Source organism: Cellvibrio sp. ARAG 10.3 (assembly GCF_051846955.1).
Lineage (GTDB): Bacteria > Pseudomonadota > Gammaproteobacteria > Pseudomonadales > Cellvibrionaceae > Cellvibrio.
Genome location: NZ_JBPYCU010000004.1, coordinates 41,507 through 59,147 on the forward strand (window position 1 = coordinate 41,507; position 17,641 = coordinate 59,147).

12 protein-coding genes and 1 riboswitch are annotated in these 17,641 nt (G+C 51.7%); of the genes, 4 read left to right on the plus strand and 8 right to left on the minus strand.

Features of this window, described 5'->3' with window-relative positions:
• Positions 1-2: 2 nt before the first annotated feature.
• The 5 genes from ACSV5M_RS06605 to guaB all read right to left on the minus strand — a co-directional run bounded on the left by ACSV5M_RS06605 (position 3) and on the right by guaB (position 9,749).
• The gene (locus tag ACSV5M_RS06605; protein WP_439174846.1) at positions 3-1,571 is read right to left on the minus strand and encodes a succinylglutamate desuccinylase/aspartoacylase family protein; all 1,569 of its coding nucleotides are present in this window, start codon (positions 1,569-1,571) and stop codon (positions 3-5) included.
• A 241-nt stretch (positions 1,572-1,812) separates the two neighbouring features.
• The gene (gene mgtA / locus ACSV5M_RS06610; protein ID WP_439174849.1) at positions 1,813-4,446 is read right to left on the minus strand and encodes a magnesium-translocating P-type ATPase; all 2,634 of its coding nucleotides are present in this window, start codon (positions 4,444-4,446) and stop codon (positions 1,813-1,815) included.
• Positions 4,447-4,458: 12 nt separating this feature from the next.
• A complete protein-coding gene (gene ftsH / locus ACSV5M_RS06615; RefSeq protein WP_439174851.1) occupies positions 4,459-6,309 on the minus strand; it encodes an ATP-dependent zinc metalloprotease FtsH in 1,851 nt (616 codons plus the stop codon).
• A 297-nt stretch (positions 6,310-6,606) separates the two neighbouring features.
• Positions 6,607-8,184, minus strand: a complete 1,578-nt coding sequence (guaA, locus tag ACSV5M_RS06620; RefSeq protein WP_439174852.1) for a glutamine-hydrolyzing GMP synthase — start codon at positions 8,182-8,184, stop codon at positions 6,607-6,609.
• Between the two features lie 89 nt (positions 8,185-8,273).
• Positions 8,274-9,749, minus strand: a complete 1,476-nt coding sequence (guaB, locus tag ACSV5M_RS06625) for an IMP dehydrogenase (RefSeq protein WP_439174856.1) — start codon at positions 9,747-9,749, stop codon at positions 8,274-8,276.
• A 190-nt stretch (positions 9,750-9,939) separates the two neighbouring features.
• Here guaB and xseA point away from each other — a divergent pair, with 190 nt between their 5' ends.
• The 4 genes from xseA (at position 9,940) to ACSV5M_RS06645 (ending at position 13,606) form a co-directional block, all read left to right on the plus strand.
• Positions 9,940-11,295, plus strand: a complete 1,356-nt coding sequence (gene xseA, locus ACSV5M_RS06630; protein WP_439174857.1) for an exodeoxyribonuclease VII large subunit — start codon at positions 9,940-9,942, stop codon at positions 11,293-11,295.
• Positions 11,296-11,339: 44 nt separating this feature from the next.
• Positions 11,340-11,458: riboswitch (TPP riboswitch) on the plus strand.
• A gap of 58 nt (positions 11,459-11,516) precedes the next feature.
• Positions 11,517-12,605 (plus strand): glycine oxidase ThiO, encoded by a 1,089-nt coding sequence (gene thiO, locus ACSV5M_RS06635; RefSeq protein WP_439174858.1) that lies wholly within the window; start codon positions 11,517-11,519, stop codon positions 12,603-12,605.
• A gap of 4 nt (positions 12,606-12,609) precedes the next feature.
• A complete protein-coding gene (gene thiS / locus ACSV5M_RS06640) occupies positions 12,610-12,813 on the plus strand; it encodes a sulfur carrier protein ThiS (protein WP_439174861.1) in 204 nt (67 codons plus the stop codon).
• Position 12,814: 1 nt separating this feature from the next.
• Positions 12,815-13,606, plus strand: coding sequence for a thiazole synthase (locus ACSV5M_RS06645; protein ID WP_439174862.1), 792 nt, complete (start codon positions 12,815-12,817; stop codon positions 13,604-13,606).
• A gap of 16 nt (positions 13,607-13,622) precedes the next feature.
• On the opposite strand, the gene ACSV5M_RS06650 is transcribed toward ACSV5M_RS06645, so the two are convergent.
• The 3 genes from ACSV5M_RS06650 to der form a co-directional block, all read right to left on the minus strand.
• A complete protein-coding gene (locus ACSV5M_RS06650; protein ID WP_439174863.1) occupies positions 13,623-15,029 on the minus strand; it encodes an HD-GYP domain-containing protein in 1,407 nt (468 codons plus the stop codon).
• Positions 15,030-15,108: 79 nt separating this feature from the next.
• Complete coding sequence (locus tag ACSV5M_RS06655) at positions 15,109-16,005, minus strand: AEC family transporter (protein ID WP_439174864.1); 897 nt, start codon at positions 16,003-16,005, stop codon at positions 15,109-15,111.
• Positions 16,006-16,163: 158 nt separating this feature from the next.
• A complete protein-coding gene (der, locus tag ACSV5M_RS06660; protein ID WP_439174865.1) occupies positions 16,164-17,561 on the minus strand; it encodes a ribosome biogenesis GTPase Der in 1,398 nt (465 codons plus the stop codon).
• Positions 17,562-17,641: the final 80 nt, after the last annotated feature.

Below are 17,641 nucleotides of genomic sequence, written 5' to 3' on the forward strand. Positions count from 1 at the left end.
TTTTATTCATCTTCAAGACTGTCTTGCGGTTTTGTCGTTTCACTGCCCTGCAAATCTTCCGCAACCGGTTCTATCCCGGCATCATCGCCATCTTCATCTTCCATTTGCCCTTCTTCAATCAGAATGGCTTCCGGTGTTTGAATACCAATATGATAAGCCGCAAAACCGGGCAACACCACCTGATCCAGCGCCATGCCGAGAATTCGTCCGCGATAGGGTGAAACGATTTCGCTACGTGCATTGGTAATCGGGTCAGTAACCGTTCCCAGCACCTCCCCTGGCATCACACGTTTTCCTAAAGGCGCCTGGCTGAAAAGAATGCCGCTCTGATTCGCACGCACCCAGGTAGATTTATAATAAACCGGCGCCGGTTTGTACCACTTGCTCGCTTTACCATACATACCGGTTTTGGTCATCATCACCTGGATGGCCTTCACACCTTCTGACACCACTTCACTCTGCATCCGCATCGGCTCACCGGCTTCCATTGTCACGGAAGGAACGCCAAATCTTACCGCTGCAGCGCGCAAAGACCCGTAGTTGCCGCGACTATTTAACACAGCGATAGTGCCAAAATTTTGCGCCAGGGCAGCCACTTTTTCATCGGATAGATCTGCGCGCAGCTGTGTCAGATTGGTGCGATGAAATGAGCCAGTGTGGATATCAACCAGCGCATCGCAATGACGGATAACCTGGGAAAAAAATGAATGGGCAATGCGCGACGCGGAGCTGCCTTTGGTGTTACCGGGGAAATATCGATTCAGGTCGCGGCGGTCCGGCAGGTAGCGGGAATTGCGACGGAAACCCATCAGGTTAACCACCGGAATACCAATCACAGTACCAGTTAATTTGTCCGGCTCCAGGTTGTACATCACGCGCCGGATCATTTCGATACCGTTGAGTTCATCACCGTGCACGGCCGCTGTCAGGCACAATGTCTTGCCAGGATTTGCACCATTCACAATAAGTACCGGCGTCTGCTCCGCAAAGCCACTGAGTTGCTCTTCCGGCATCCAGACCAGGCGCGAGGAAGTGTTCGGCGGAACCTCTACACCCAGAATAAATTTGGACAGAATAACCGGCTCTTCCTCGGTGACATTCTCCTCCGGATTTGCTTGAGGTGTATCCGCCGAGGAGGCCGGCTCACCATCCGCAGACGTAATTTCATCCGCAACGGATGACACAGTAACTGTTTGTTCCCGGGACGCGCTGGCAACAGACGAGGACGAAACCGAGGTAGCCGGAGCTGGCGCAGCGGGTAAGGAAGAAGCCCGAGCAGAGGACGATGCGGTTAACTCAGAGGAGGATGATGCTGACGATTCCTCTGATGAAGCAGCCACCACTTTGGGCGGCTGCAATTCGGGAATCACTTCGCCGAGGTTGATACTCTCTGCCTTGGGTAAGGGCTGTGACGATGCAGAGGATGCAGAAGCACTTTCTTCCACCGCCGCCAAGGTCGTGCCGGGCCCTGAATTATTTTCTTCTTCGCCTTGTGCAAACGCCACCACGGGGAAGAACAACACTGAAAATAACACCAAACGAATCAGTTGCTTGACAGAACATATAGTCATAACGCACCGCGTAGCCTCACGGAAGATATACATTGAGAAATTCATCAAGCAACAAAAATATGAATGAAGCAGCGACATTCTCACGAATTTTCAGACACAAGTATCTTAAAAACATTCACATTCAACTCTTAGTAAGCCATAGAAATAATGTAAATACAATTGGTCAGCCAGCGCTGTCGTAATGCCTCGCACAACTCAACAATGGACAAGCCCAGGTGAGCCCATCCAGTTTCCTGTCAGGTTATGCATGTATTGCGCCTGGTGCTGAAAGGTTGCTGAAACGATGGAAGAAAATATGCTTGGTGAATTCGGATACCATAACATACAGCAACGTGATAACAATAATAGCGAGCAACATGGTTCCGGGTAAAGGCACGAAACCGAAGGCAACACCGAAAGGCAAATAAGGCAGAAGCAATGTCAGTACCACCACTATAACGGAACTCCATAACAGGAAACGTCCAGGCCTACTTTTATAGAATGGCTGGTAGGTTCGAATAACCAGCATGACTAACAGTTCCGTCATCAACGACTCTATAAACCAGCCGGTTCGGAATAGCTCGGCAACCTCCCCCGCCAGATACAACAACACCCCAAAGGTGATGAGATCGAATATGACACTAACCAGACCAAACGTAATCATGAAATTGCGGATCAGTTGAATATTCCAGCGATGCGGCGTCCGCTCCCAATCTCGATCAACATGATCCCCTGCAATTCCCATCGCCGGGATATCCGACAAAAAATTATTAAGCAGGATCTGATTGGCCAATAGCGGCAAAAAAGGCAGGAATAGTGAAGCCAGTGCCATACTGACCATGTTGCCAAAATTGGCACTGGTCGTAATAAAAATATACTTTAATGTATTTGCAAAAGTATGGCGGCCCTCATCAACTCCCTTACACAATACGTCCAGATTATGCTCCAACAACACAAAATCCGCTGCGTCCTTGGCCACATCCACCGCCTGATCCACTGAAATACCAACGTCAGCCGCGTGCAGCGCAGGCGCATCATTGATACCATCCCCAAGGTAGCCTACAACATGACCGGCCTTCTGGAGTGCATGAATTATGCGTTCTTTCTGCCCAGGATCTACCTCAGCAAACACGTTGACGTGAGGTGCCTGATGCCACAGCGCCTCATCCTGCATGTTATTCAGATCCGTGCCGGTGATAATGCCTGTGGCCTGGATACCCACCGCCTCCGCAACATTACGGGCAACATATCGATTATCGCCCGTTATTATTTTAAGTTGTATTCCAAGCCGGGCCAGCTCATCCAAAGTTTTACGCACCCCTTGTTCGGGAGGATCGAAAAACAAAAGAAAGCCGGTAAATACCATGCGCTGCTCATCGCTGCTTGTATACAGAGGCGCTAATTCGAGTTTTTTGTGAGCCACGCCAAGGACGCGATAACCTTCCATACTCCACGCCACATAGCGCTGTTGGATATTCCGATGTTGCTCATCAGTAAGCGGCAAGATACCCGTGTTCGTTTGTACGCAATCACATATCGACGGGACGTTCTCCAGAGCGCCTTTGGTGATCAGTTGCGCAGTGGTTTCATCCGGTTGGGTGACGACAATACTGAGACGCTTGCGCACAAAATCATAGGGAATTTCATCACGTTTTTGATAAGCCTGTGTATGGATACCACACTGTTTGCCAGCCACGATAATGGCCTGGTCCAAGGGATTTATCAGGCCAGTTTCGAAACAGGCATTGAGGTAAGCGAAACGCAACACCAGGTCACTCGTTTCACCTGCAATATTCACCGCTTTATCCAGTCGTACTACGCCTTGGGTTAAGGTGCCGGTCTTATCGGTACAACACACATCCATACTGCCCAGGTTCTCGATAGCATTCAGGCGTTTAACGATGACGCCGTGCTTTGCCATGGTTCTCGCCCCACTCGCCAAGGTGATAGTTAGAATGGCGGGCAGTAATTCGGGTGACATCCCCACAGCCAGAGCCATGGCAAATAAAATTGTCTCGATGATCGGGCGATGCAGAAAAAAATTAATCGCGAGGATAGCAAATATAATGACGACCATGATACGCACAAGCATTGCGCCAAAGTGATTCAAACCACGTTCAAATTCCGTCTCAGGAGGGCGTAATTCAAGTGAGTCGGCAATTTGGCCCAACTGAGTACGCGAGCCCGTGTGTACTATCAATATCAAAGCGGTGCCGCTACGTACCGATGTTCCCATGAAGACACAATTGCTTCGCTCAGCTAAGCTCGACTCCTCTGCAATAACACCCGGCTGTTTCTCTACAGGATAAATTTCTCCTGTCAGCTGCGCTTGAGTTACAAAAAAATCTTTCGCCGCAATCAATACACCGTCACCAGGAACCAGACTACCTGCAGATAGCTGGACGACGTCACCGGGCACTACCTCCTCTGAAGGGATCGTGCAACTCTGGCCGTCTCGTATAACGATCGTCTTGATAGATACCCGTTGACGAAGCTTTTCAACTGCATTGGTCGCACGAAATTCCTGAAAAAAGCTGAGCACTGCAGTAGCAAACACGATGCCCAGGACAATTGAGGCATTCAGCCAATCGCGCATGACAAGTGCCACCAAGGCAGCAAAAATCAGAATCAGGACTAACGGGCTACGAAATTTATCCAGAAATAACTGCAGCGTTTGAAAGCGATGGCCCGCTAAAATCGTGTTACGGCCATAGTGTTGGAAGCGGACCGCTGCCGTTTTTGAATCAAGCCCTTGGTAATTGCTCTCCAGGGTCGCCATTATCTCGTCGACCGGCCTGCTCCAGAAACTTACTCTCTCATTAAGGTTATTCACGGTTTCCGGTACCTGCGCACCTGAAAAGCAGCCAGCCAACGGACGGCAAGGTTTACGGGACATATAAATCTCACTTTATAGTTCCCTCACTAAAGATCGTACTTCCGCACCATTCATGACTTCAACTTCCTGCAAACGCGCGGCCAGGAGATCGAGTGCTTTACGTTGCTGTTTTAGAACTGACCGTGCCCGTCGGTGCCCTTCCTCAACCAATGCCCTTACTGCGGCATCTATCTGTCGGGCCGTATCTTCACTGTAATTCTTCTCTTCCGTATACTCGCCGCCGAGATAAAGCAATCTCTGACGTCGCCCATAGGCAAGCGGCCCCAGCTCATCGCTCATACCCAGCCTGGTAACCATCTCGCGTGCGATTTCGCTGGCACGCTCCAGATCATTCGATGCGCCGTTAGAGACCTCGCCAAACACAGTCTCTTCCGCCACCCGCCCCCCGAGCAGAATGGCAAGCTGATCCTTTAACTCACTTTCGGTAGAAAGAAACTTTTCCGTTACCGGCAACTGCAAGGTGTATCCCAGTGCTTCTATACCACGCGGAATAATGGAAACTTTGTGCAACGGCTCCCCCGTCGGTACGGATAAGGCGACCAAGGCATGCCCGGCTTCGTGGAAGGCGACCCGACGCTTCTCTTCCACACTCAGTACACGATGCTTTTTTTCCGGCCCTGCGATAACACGGTCAATGGCCGCCTCAAAGTCAGCCATGGTTACCGCCTCGTGATTATGGCGCACGGCCAGGATGGCGGCTTCGTTAGTGATGTTAGCCAGATCGGCGCCCACGAAACCGGGCGTGCGTTGCGCCACTACGTTCAAATCAACATCATCAGCAAGTATCAGTTTTCTGGCGTGCAACCTCAGGATTTTTTCACGCGCTACCAAATCCGGTTTGTCTACGACGATCTGCCGATCAAAACGACCCGCACGCAGTAATGCCTTGTCCAGGATTTCGGGGCGATTGGTGGCCGCCATCACAACCACACCAGTGGATGGATCGAACCCGTCCATTTCTGTTAGTAGCTGATTCAGTGTCTGTTCCCGCTCATCATGTCCACCCATGATGGTCGGTCCACCCCTGCTTCGACCAATAGCATCGAGTTCATCAACAAAGATAATGCAGGGTGCCTTCTCCCTCGCCTGCTGAAATAAATCGCGCACTCGCGCCGCGCCCACACCGACAAACAGCTCGATGAATTCGGAACCACTGATATTGAAAAACGGGACCCCGGCTTCGCCGGAAACCGCGCGCGCCAGTAATGTCTTGCCGGTTCCCGGAGCGCCAAGCAACAGCACGCCTTTAGGCATATGGCCTCCAAGACGCTGAATATGTGTTGGATCTTTCAGGAACTCGATACTTTCCTTAAGTTCCTCCTTGGCCTCATCGGCACCTGCCACATCGTCAAATGTTATCTTGGGCAAACTCTCCGGATGGATACGTACCCGATTGCCAACATTAAGAAAACCGCCAGCGGCACTCATACGCTTGCCCATCCAACTCCAGAACAGGAACAATAATGCGAAGGGCAGTACCCAACTCAGCAGGGAGCTGAACCAGTGGCTTTCATAACGCACGGTATATTCGACCTCGTGCTTTTCCATCAGTTGAGCAAGCTCATTGTTGGGCAAGGGAACCGTGGCGAATACCCGGGGTTTGCCGCTTTCTTCGTCCTTGAGTTTGAGAGTACCTCGAATCAAGTTCTCAGTGACGACCGCCTTATCGACCTGATCTTGCTCCACATACTTGAGGAACTGACTGTACGGAATTTCCTCCTGTAGCATGCGCGAGGTCGATTGCCACATGAACCAAATGGCGGCAAAAAACAAGAGATACAGAATCAGGTTGACGCTGGGTCGTCGCTGGAATGGTGTCTTTTCGGGTTTGTTGATCTCGATGTCAGGCGCTTTCTGGTTCATTTTAATTTCACCTCATGCCTTTGCCGCTATCCCGCCATTATTAATAACCTTAATCGATACTAACGACTAGCTCCTGTGACAACTACCATCGCTGTCAAATTGAGTCGAATTTGGAAAAAACAATCGGCGATGCCAAGAGATAAAATTGCCGTGAAAAGCGCATTGGCGGCCTTATGCCCAGGCATAAATCCACAGTGCTTATCAGGAAGTGTCTGATCTTGTTAGATAAAAAGAACCCATTGATAACAATGGGTTCGATAGATTATTTAGCAGTACCAATCCGCGTCATATGCAGGATCATTCCCACTCAATCGTCGCTGGCGGTTTGCTCGATACATCGTAGGTCACCCGCGAAATACCCGAGATTTCATTGATGATACGGTTGGATACTTTTTCCAGTAAGTCATAGGGCAGATGCGCCCAACGCGCGGTCATAAAGTCCACCGTCTCAACAGCGCGCAATGCGACTACCCATTCGTAGCGTCGCCCGTCACCCACGACACCGACTGATTTCACCGGCAAGAATACGGCAAATGCCTGGCTGGTTTTGTGATACCAATCTGCTGCGCGCAATTCTTCCAGAAAAATCGCATCGGCTTCACGCAGGATATCGGCATATTCTTTTTTCACCTCACCGAGGATACGCACACCCAAACCCGGCCCCGGGAATGGATGACGATATACCATGTCGTAGGGCAGCCCTAACTCGAGGCCGATTGCACGTACTTCGTCTTTAAATAATTCGCGCAGTGGCTCAACCAGTTCAAAAGCCATGTCATCCGGTAACCCGCCGACATTGTGATGGGATTTAATCACGTGGGCCTTACCGGTTTTGGCTGCTGCGGATTCAATCACGTCCGGATAAATAGTACCTTGCGCCAACCATTTTACATCTTGCAGTTTGGTGGCTTCGGTATCAAACACCTCGATAAAGGTATTACCGATAATCTTGCGTTTTTTCTCCGGATCACTCTCGCCTTGCAGCTTGTTCAAGAACAATTCTTCAGCATCGACGCGAATCACACGCACGCCCATATTCTTGGCGAACATATCCATTACCTGATCGCCTTCATCTTTGCGCAACAGCCCATTGTCGACAAAAACGCAGGTGAGTTGGTTACCGATGGCCTTGTGCAGCAAGGCAGCAACCACTGAAGAATCCACACCACCGGATAGGCCCAGCAGAACCTTGTCACTACCAACCTGTTCGCGCACACGCTTGATGGCATCTTCAACAATATTGGCTGGCGTCCATAAGGCTTCACAACCGCACAGATTAAAGATGAAATGTTCAAAGATGCGTTTGCCTTGCAAGGTGTGCGTCACTTCCGGATGGAACTGCACACCAAAGAAATTTTTCTCCGCCGAGTACATACCGGCAATCGGACACGACGGCGTCGATGCCATGATGCTGAAGCCGGCAGGTAATGTGTTGACTTTATCCCCGTGACTCATCCACACATCAAGCAAGGCACTGCCATCGTGATCAACGTGGTCCTTGATATCTTTAAACAGCGCCGAGTCACCGTGAACCTTTACCTGAGCATAGCCGAATTCACGCAAATTGGAGGACTCCACCGAACCACCCAATTGCTCCGCCATGGTTTGCATACCGTAGCAAATGCCTAATACCGGTACGCCGAGTGAGAAAACAAGTTCCGGCGCACGGGGAGATTTTTCGGCGGTAACCGACTCCGGCCCACCGGCCAGGATAATGCCGCGCGGATTAAATTCACGAATTTCTGCCTCACTCATATCGAAGGCGCGGATTTCTGAATAAACGCCGATTTCACGCACACGGCGCGCAATGAGCTGCGTGTACTGTGAGCCAAAATCGAGAATAAGAATGCGTTGTGCGTGTATATCCTGGGTCATGAAGGTTCCAATGCTGAAGGAGTCAATAACAATTCTGTTGGGGTAAAAATCACTCGGGCGGCCAAGCCGCCCGAGTATCATCCTGTTGTTTAGTGGCCACCGACCGGATAATTCGGTGCCTCTTTGGTTATCTGCACATCGTGTACGTGGCTTTCGCCCATACCCGCCGCCGTTACGCGGACAAATTCAGGTCTGGTACGCATCTCGTCTATGTTCTTACAACCGGTATACCCCATGGAAGAACGCAGACCACCCATCATTTGATGCACGATAACGGTCAGCGAACCCTTGTAAGGCACGCGACCTTCGATGCCTTCCGGTACCAGTTTCTCTGCCCCCTGGCTCGCATCCTGAAAATAGCGGTCGCTGGAGCCCTGGGTTTTTGCCATGGCACCCAATGAACCCATGCCACGGTAGGCTTTATAAGTGCGGCCCTGGAACAGCTCCACCTCACCGGGTGCCTCTTCAGTACCGGCAAACATGGAACCCATCATGACGGCATGAGCGCCGGCCACGATGGCTTTTGAGATATCACCGGAATAACGGATGCCGCCATCGGCAATAACCGGCACGTCCGTACCTTTCAGAGCCGCTACCACATTGGCAATTGCAGACACCTGGGGTACACCGACACCGCTGACAATGCGCGTTGTACAGATAGAGCCGGGGCCGATACCCACTTTAACCGCATCCGCGCCCGCCTCTACCAGGGCCTTGGCCGCCGCGCCCGTGGCAATATTGCCGCCGATCACCTGCACATGGGGATACTTGTTCTTGATACTACGCACCCGGTCCAGCACATTTTTGGAATGACCGTGCGCGGTGTCCACTACCAGTACGTCCACACCTGCTTCAACCAGGGCCGCTACGCGATCATCGGTATCAGGGCTGGTACCGACGCTGGCGCCGACGCGCAAACGTCCCTCCGGGTCTTTACAGGCATTGGGGTAACGTTCGGCTTTGTTGATGTCCTTGACGGTAATCAGCCCGCGCAATTCAAATTTCTCATTAACCACCAGCACTTTTTCGATGCGGTGCTTGTGCAACAAGCTGCGAACTTCATCTGCACCGGCACCTTCCTTAACGGTGACCAGTTGCGCCTTGGGCGTCATGATGCTGGAAACAGGCGCGTCAAGATTGCTTTCAAAGCGCACGTCACGCCCGGTCACGATGCCCACCAGATCCCCGTTGTCCAGTACCGGCACACCGGAGATGTTGTTCTTGCGGGTCAGCGCATGCAGGTCGCGGATTGTGGCTTTGGAATCAATAGTGATAGGGTCTTTAACAACGCCAGCTTCGAATTTCTTGACAGCACGCACTTCCAGCGCTTGCTGTTCTATACTCATGCTTTTGTGGATGATACCGATACCACCCTCCTGGGCGATGGCAATCGCCAGACGGGATTCAGTCACGGTATCCATAGCAGCGGAGATCAATGGGATATTGAGCTGAATACCACGGGTCAACTGGGTCTTGAGCGACACGTCTTTCGGGGTGACGTCGGAATAACCGGGCACCAGCAGAACATCATCAAACGTGAGGGCTTCTTCAGCAATTCGCAACATACCAACCAACCTCTGTTCAGAGAGTAAATAAACGGGAAATTATAGCTGTTCAGACGAACAGGGTAAACCAGTCACTACCAGATGTTGTGTGGCAGCACCGGGTCAAACCACTGATATAGCGTCATTTTTTATCCCGGGAACGCGTCGGAAAGGTGGCCGTTGCCAACAGTCATCGCCTAGAATAGCCGCCATGCTTACTTCCGATATCTTCACCAGCAGCACTGATCGCGACGTGCTCTCCGTCAGCCAGCTGAATCGCCGGGCGAAACAGTTACTGGAAACCCACCTGCCCCTGTTGTGGGTGGAGGGGGAACTATCCAACGTCTCCCAACCGTCCTCTGGCCATTGGTATTTCACCCTGAAAGACGACCAGGCCCAGGTCCGTTGCGCCATGTTCCGCAACCGCAATACGCTGGTTCGCTTCGCCCCCCGCCAGGGGCAACAGGTGCTGTTAAGGGCGCGGGTCAGCCTGTATGAAGGCCGGGGCGACTATCAGTTAATTGTCGAGCATATGGAAGAGGCCGGCTTCGGCGCCTTGCAACGCGCCTTTGAAGCTCTGAAAGCCAAGCTGGCCGCCGAAGGCCTGTTCGATGAGATCCACAAACAACCATTGCCTTCGCTTCCCAAGCATATCGCCGTCATTACGTCCCCGACCGGCGCGGCCATTCGCGACGTGCTGAGCGTCCTCAAGCGCCGATTTCCTGCAATACCCGTCACGGTGATTCCGGTGGCCGTTCAGGGCAAAGAGGCAGCGCCGCAAATTGTTCGGGCCATCGAGGTGGCGAATCGGGCCGGGTTATTTGACGTGCTCGTCCTCGCACGCGGCGGCGGTTCGCTGGAAGATTTGTGGCCCTTCAACGAGGAAACCGTAGCGCGGGCGATATTTGCCAGCGAACTGCCCTTGGTGAGCGCCGTGGGCCATGAAATAGATTTCACCATTGCCGATTTTGTTGCAGATCTGCGTGCCCCTACGCCGTCAGCTGCCGCCGAGTTACTGGTGCCCGATGCTGAAGATTGGCTGGAAACCTTTGCAGGTTATGAAATCCTCCTGCAGGAAGCCATTGAGCGGAAGCTGCATTTACTCTCCCAGCGTCTGGAGTGGTTACGCACGCGGTTGCGTCACCCCGGCGAACGCTTGCAGCAACAAGCCCAGCGACTCGATGGACTGGAGCTGCGCCTGGTACGCGCGGTGGATCATCAATTACTGCGCTGTCACACCCGGCTCAATACCCTGATGCTGCGCCAGAAACCGCTTCAGCCCGGGCTGCGCATCCAGCAGCTCAACCAGCAGATTGCGCAACATCACGCGGCACTGCAGAAAAACATACAGCGCCATTTACGCATGCAACAGCAACGTCTGGCCGAGGCGGTGCGCCTGCTGCAAACGGTAAGCCCGCTGAGCACCCTGCAACGGGGTTATGCCATTGTCAGTGATCCGCAACAGCGGGTCATTACCAGCAGCCGTCAGGTTACACCGGGCGATAGCATCAACGCGCGCCTGGCTGAGGGCGAATTGCAATGTCGGGTCGAAAAAATTCTTCCCTGAACCGGTTTGTTGATTGCAGCTCGCGTATCACCCAAGTATATTGAACACGCTTGTCGGGGCGCCTTGGTGTTCATGTGAACATTCGGAGGCTGAGATCGGTACGGCCGAACCCGTAGAACCTGATCAGGTTGAAACCTGCGGAGGGAACAAGGTGCTGCTTTGTCCCCTATTCCCTTCTCTCTTTCAACCTGCCGTCGTCCACACACAGCTATCGAGTCTTTGTGAACACTAGACAACCCGATGCCATTGCCATAGCCGGAGCCGGCCTCCTTGGGCGTTTGCTTGCCTGGCGCTTGCTGCGCACCGGCGCGCGCGTCACCCTGTATGAAGCCGGCCCATTATCGCCCTCCCCGGCGGCAGCCTTCACGGCGGCCGGAATGATTTCGCCGTTGAGCGAAGCCGTCGTTTCCGAATACGCGGTGTATGAAATGGGTTTGTTCGCGCTTCAGCAGTGGCCACAGTGGCTCAGTGAATTGCGCCATCCACCTTTAACCCCCCTATTTTCACAGCGTGGCAGTTTGGTAGTTGCGCATCCGCAGGATCTCAGCGAGTTACAGCAATTCGCGCAGGAATTACAGTTTGTATTGCGTAAACAGCAAGGTTACCGCTGGATCAGGCGCGATGAAATTCGTGAGCTGGAACCGGATCTGCACGATAACTTTCAGGACGGTTTGTTGCTGAAAGACGAGGGTCATATCGATAACCGACAGTTGCTGGATGTCTTGCTGAATGAAATTCGCGAACGCGGCGGCGAATGTATTGAGCACTGTCCGGTCACAGTCAGTGCGCATACTGTTACCACCGCAACGGATCGAAAACATTATGACCTGGTGATTGATTGTCGCGGAATGGGAGCCAAAAGCCCGGTTAATAAACTGCGCGGTGTGCGCGGTGAAACGCTGCATGTCGAGACCCGCGAGGTGACCCTGCAGCGACCGGTGCGCTTAATGCACCCGCGCTACCAGTTGTACATTGTGCCTAAACCGGGCCATCGTTTTATCATTGGCGCAACGCAAATTGAAAGTGAAGATCGCTCACCGGTTACGCTGCAATCTTCTCTGGAGTTAAGCAGCGCGCTTTACACGCTTTCACCCGCTTTTGCAGAAGCAAGGATTCTGGAGTTGGGCGTGAATCTGCGCCCGGCTTTTATGGACAATATGCCGAGAGTTGACCATCAGCCAGGTTTAATTCGCGCAAACGGTTTATTTCGTCACGGTTTTCTTTTGGCGCCGGCGGTGGTCAGTTATGTACTGGCCTGCATTCAAAATACGCAAGACAAACCTTTTCAAGCCATCCTGACAGCGCATTAATTTTATGATCCAGCTCAGCGTGAACAATACACTTACTGATATTCCCGACAATACATTGCTCAGCGATGCCATCGTCGCATGGGGTTTTGCCGACAGCAAAATTGCAGTGGCCGTCAACGGCGAGTTTGTGCCCCGCTCCTCTTACAACGAATATTGTCTGCAAGCAGGCGATGAAGTCGATATCGTTAAACCCGTGGGAGGTGGCTGATATGCACGATGATCTACTACTTTATGGTGAACATTTTTCCAGCCGCTTTTTGTTGGGTACTGCGCTCTATGCTTCACCACAAATCATGCGTGACGCCATTGTCAGTTCACGTTGCAATATTGTTACGCTGGGCTTGCGGCGGCAGAATCCTGCGAACCGTGATGGCGACGCCATCTGGCAATATATTCAGGAGAGCGGCTGCAAATTATTACCCAATACCGCCGGCTGCAAATCAGTCAAGGAAGCGGTCACACTGGCAGACATGTCCCGCGAATTATTTGATACCGACTGGATAAAACTGGAAGTTATCGGTGACGATTACAATTTACAACCGGACCCGTTTGGCCTGGTGGAAGCTGCAGACATTCTGATAAAAAAGGGATTTAAAGTCCTGCCTTATTGCACCGATGATTTGATTCTATGCAAGCGCCTGCTTGATGTGGGCTGCCAGGTATTGATGCCCTGGGGTGCGCCGATTGGCACAGGTCAGGGCTTATTGAATCGTTACAACTTACGCATGTTGCGCGAAAGGATTACCGATGTTCCCATGATTATCGATGCTGGCCTGGGCGCTCCGTCACAAGCCACTGAAGCGATGGAGATGGGTTTTGATGGTATTTTATTGAACACGGCTGTTGCCAAGGCCCACAATCCACCACTGATGGCCGAAGCCTTTGCCGATGCGATTGATGCCGGTCGCAAAGCCTTTCATGCAGGCCTGATGCAAAAGCGCCAAACCGCCAGCCCAAGCACACCGACGATTGGTCAGCCATTCTGGCACAACAAAAACTAGAAACCATCTCAAAAAATTATTCAATAATGACGATTTCCCGATCATCATGCTTCGCGTCGATGTGCGGTTCTTGCACATCGGCCGCGCTAGGTTGGAACTCCTTTTCGTTGACTTCCGCCTCCAGCGCTAACTGAATGGCCGAGTCTTTACAATTGCCCGATGCCGTATAAAGCTGAATCATGCGGCTCAGTCGCTGCAAATGGAAACTGACTTCTTCCAGCATCAAATAAGCATCTTCTACTTCGCGGTAGGCGGTGGTAAGACATTGCTGTTTTACCTGTTCCAGCCACTCGGCGTAGTTATCCTGAAAAATACCTGAACCATTGATGGCCGTTGCAATGTGAAAGAAAACATTCTGCAACGCATGTAGCTTTCGATCACCATGGGTAAAACCGAAAGACAACAACAATTTTTCAAAACGTTTGAAGCGCGACTTCATATCGCTTTGTTGATGAATAAATTTCTCAATAAAATCCGGCATCTCATCGCCAACAACAACACCGAGTTGCGGCAACTCGCTGCGTCGCAAAATGGTTACCAGCACTTCGTAATTGCGATAAAAATAAGCCTGGTTGTTCATTTGGATAACGGGTATTACATCGCGCCAACTGCGTCCATATGGTTTAAAGCGATTGTGATATACCGCAATCACGCTGTCAGCCAAAGCAATGATTTGCCCCAGTAACGACAACTCACTTTCCACTTTACCTGTTGGATACCCGGTACCATCGCAACGCTCGTGGTGCTCCAGCACAGCGAGACTCACTTGCGATGGCATTCCCTGCATACTCGCCAGGATTTTTTGGCCAATAACCACATGCGCCTGGATCTGCCGCCATTCTTCGGCGGTCAATGCGGAGGATGCGTTGAGAATATCCGGATTGATATGCAGCATGCCGATGTCATGAGCTAACGCGCCCAAAAAGACCGCATTGATATCCTGTTCGGGCAAACGCATTTCTTTGGCGATCAGCATCGCCAACCAGGCGCAATATAAGGAGCGACTATAAGTCTCCGGCATGCGTTCAGCCAACACGGTGATTTTTTGGCGCAACAAGGGATAGCCTTGATAACTGAGGCATTGATCATGCAGCAAAAGGTTGAGGTTATAGCGGTCATGGATGGACTGCAGGATGTCATCTTCGTGCATCACCGCAATAAAATCTTTTTGCAACTGCGCACCATCTATTTCATCGTTGATGGTGATGCACTTTTCGATAGGGTGAAGCAGTTTGATATTAATAATAGCGCGGGTCGCCATAGCCGTGATGGGAGCGCCCTTTTTTACCAGCAGCAACCCTTGGCTGTTATAGATGTCATCACTGGCAATGACTTGCCGGGTGTTGTTGACCTCTGCCAGATGCAAGGTATATGCATCCGTCTGTAAAGGATCGTAGTTACTGCCGAGAAGATTAGTATTCACATTTGAAGACGATTTTGGCGATTCTCGCAACATCGTTCCCCCGTTCCATGACAAGAAGACAGGATGCGGTTGTAGAAGCTCACACCAGGAGGTTTCGCCACAACCAGACTGTAAACAAAGATAACAACAAACTATAACCAACCAGGCTCGCGGCCAACCGCGGCAGCAGGTTATGCGACATCGCCAGCACACCCGCAGAAATCATGGCTGGCATGGCGGCCTGCAAGACAATGACATTTGCCGCAGGGCCGGTGATCCCGAATAACCACAGGATCAACATCGCCAGCAGCGGGGTAAGCCCCAGCATATAGAACAGGCCCAGACTGATCGGTGCCAGATACTCTCTATCCAGGCGCAACCGAAACTGTAAGCCCACCGCCACCATAACCACTGGTACTAGTGTAGACGAGATTCGCTCAAATGCACTGAACAGCCAATCGGGATAATCCAGCCATAAAGTAGCAAAGGCAATCAGCAATGCAATGAACGGAGGGAAGCTGACGATGGTCTTGAACAGGCGATCTGCGGTTACATTACCGCCTGAATAGTACGCCGCCAGCAAAATACCGTAGGTATTCAAAGCCAGAAAAGTGCCAAATTGATCGTAAAGAATGGCATAAGGTATGGCCTCGGTGCCGAGCAAAGCTTCGATCAAGGACAAACCAAGAAAACCGGTATTACCCAGGGGAATTGTCAGCATCAACACGCCGGTCACACCGCGCGACCATTTGAGCAGCCGAGCCGTTATCCAGGTGACCGCTGCGGACAGTGCCATGATAAGCCAGGCAAACACCACGGGTAACAAAGCGTGATGATCCAGCGTCAATCGCGGTATTTCTGCCAGTACCAGGGCCGGCAGCGCCACATAAATAACGTACAGATTCAAGGTCGCCGCTGCACCTTCGGGCCAGCGGCGTAAACGCTGTAATACCAGCCCGATAGCCAGACAAATAACAATGACCGCAAGATTATTCATGGCGCAACGTGAGGCTCAAAAAACAATGAGGAGTAGACAAACTATAGATGAAAAATGCCCTCCGCCGAGGGCATTCACTGTTATTTAGTCCGTTCGATAAACGAACGAAGGAAAAAACTAACAGATGACGTCATACAACCGCAGAGCGCTTTCGGCAGTTACTTCTTCTTTTTACTGGCATGTTCCATCAAACGACGTTTCTTGGCGTACTGACGCGCCGACAACTCATTTTTCTTGCCGGCAAACGGGTTTTCGCTGGTTCTGAATTCAATACGAATCGGGGTTCCATGAAGATTTAATACGCGGCGATACGTCTTTTCGAGATAACGCACATAATGTGCCGGCACTTCGCCCGTCTGGTTACCGTGAATAACGATGATTGGCGGATTGTGTCCGCCGGGATGCGCATAACGCAGTTTAATCCGCCGCCCTGCCACAATCGGTGGCTGGTGCTCGCGCACTGCGTCTTCCAGAATACGCGTGAGGAAATTGGTGGAAAATTTATCTGTCGCAGCATGGTAGGCCTGCTCGATAGATTTATAAAGGTTGCCCACACCCGTACCGTGTAACGCGGAGATAAAATGAATATTCGCGAAATCAACAAAGCGTAGACGACGTTCCAGTTCATTTTTTACGTATTGTTTGTGCGAGTCTTCCAGTCCGTCCCACTTATTCAGGGCAATCACCAGGGCGCGACCGGCGTCGATGACACTGCCCATTAAATGTAAATCCTGATCAACGACACCTTCGCTCGCATCCATCACCAGCACAACCACATTGGCATCACTGATGGCTTGCATGGTTTTGACAATGGAAAATTTTTCTACCGCCAGGGCGACATTTTTGCGCCGCCGCACGCCGGCGGTATCAATCAGCGTGTAAGGCTTATCGAAACGCTCGTAATTGATATAAATACTGTCGCGTGTCGTACCCGGCTGGTCATATACCACAACGCGTTCTTCACCCAGCATACGGTTAACCAAGGTGGATTTACCGACATTCGGGCGTCCAACAATGGCGATCTTGATACCTGTGGCAACATCCTCGACCGCTTCTTCCAGGGTTTCAGGAATATCCGCCAGCACGGCTTCCATCATGGATTTTACGCCGCGCCCGTGAGTGGCCGTTGTAGGGTGTATTTCCCCCAGGCCCAATTCGTAAAATGGTGCCAACGCAACATCCGGGTCCATACCGTCAATCTTGTTGGCCACCAGAAATGTCTTTTTGTTATTAACCCGCAGATGTCGGGCAATCATGTGATCGGCTGAGGTCAAACCGTCGCGGCTGTCTACCATAAACAACACAATATCGGCTTCCTGAATCGCCAGGAGCGACTGCCCGGCCATGGCGCTATCAATCCCCTCCTCCTCGCCACTGATGCCGCCGGTATCCACCACAATAAAGCGGCGACCCTCGATAGCACCCTCGCCGTATTTGCGGTCGCGGGTCAGGCCGGCGTAGTTGGCCACCAGCGCATCACGGGAGCGTGTCAGACGGTTAAACAGAGTGGATTTGCCCACATTCGGGCGACCAACAAGCGCAATCACTGGGATCATAACGGGATTTTCGATGGATTAACGGAAGATACGATGTCGCAAAAGCAGATCTTTGCGAAAGTTTAAAGACATCAGCCAAT

What these genes read in the sequence shown, in the direction of transcription:
- thiS (WP_439174861.1), top strand. Translation starts at nt 12,610, where the DNA reads ATGATCCAGCTCAGCGTGAACAATACACTTACTGATATTCCCGACAAT.
- der (WP_439174865.1), bottom strand. Translation starts at nt 17,561, where the DNA reads ATGATCCCAGTGATTGCGCTTGTTGGTCGCCCGAATGTGGGCAAATCC.
- xseA (WP_439174857.1), top strand. Translation starts at nt 9,940, where the DNA reads ATGCTTACTTCCGATATCTTCACCAGCAGCACTGATCGCGACGTGCTC.
- ACSV5M_RS06655 (WP_439174864.1), bottom strand. Translation starts at nt 16,005, where the DNA reads ATGAATAATCTTGCGGTCATTGTTATTTGTCTGGCTATCGGGCTGGTA.
- ftsH (WP_439174851.1), bottom strand. Translation starts at nt 6,309, where the DNA reads ATGAACCAGAAAGCGCCTGACATCGAGATCAACAAACCCGAAAAGACA.
- guaA (WP_439174852.1), bottom strand. Translation starts at nt 8,184, where the DNA reads ATGACCCAGGATATACACGCACAACGCATTCTTATTCTCGATTTTGGC.
- guaB (WP_439174856.1), bottom strand. Translation starts at nt 9,749, where the DNA reads ATGTTGCGAATTGCTGAAGAAGCCCTCACGTTTGATGATGTTCTGCTG.
- mgtA (WP_439174849.1), bottom strand. Translation starts at nt 4,446, where the DNA reads ATGTCCCGTAAACCTTGCCGTCCGTTGGCTGGCTGCTTTTCAGGTGCG.
- ACSV5M_RS06645 (WP_439174862.1), top strand. Translation starts at nt 12,815, where the DNA reads ATGCACGATGATCTACTACTTTATGGTGAACATTTTTCCAGCCGCTTT.
- ACSV5M_RS06605 (WP_439174846.1), bottom strand. Translation starts at nt 1,571, where the DNA reads ATGACTATATGTTCTGTCAAGCAACTGATTCGTTTGGTGTTATTTTCA.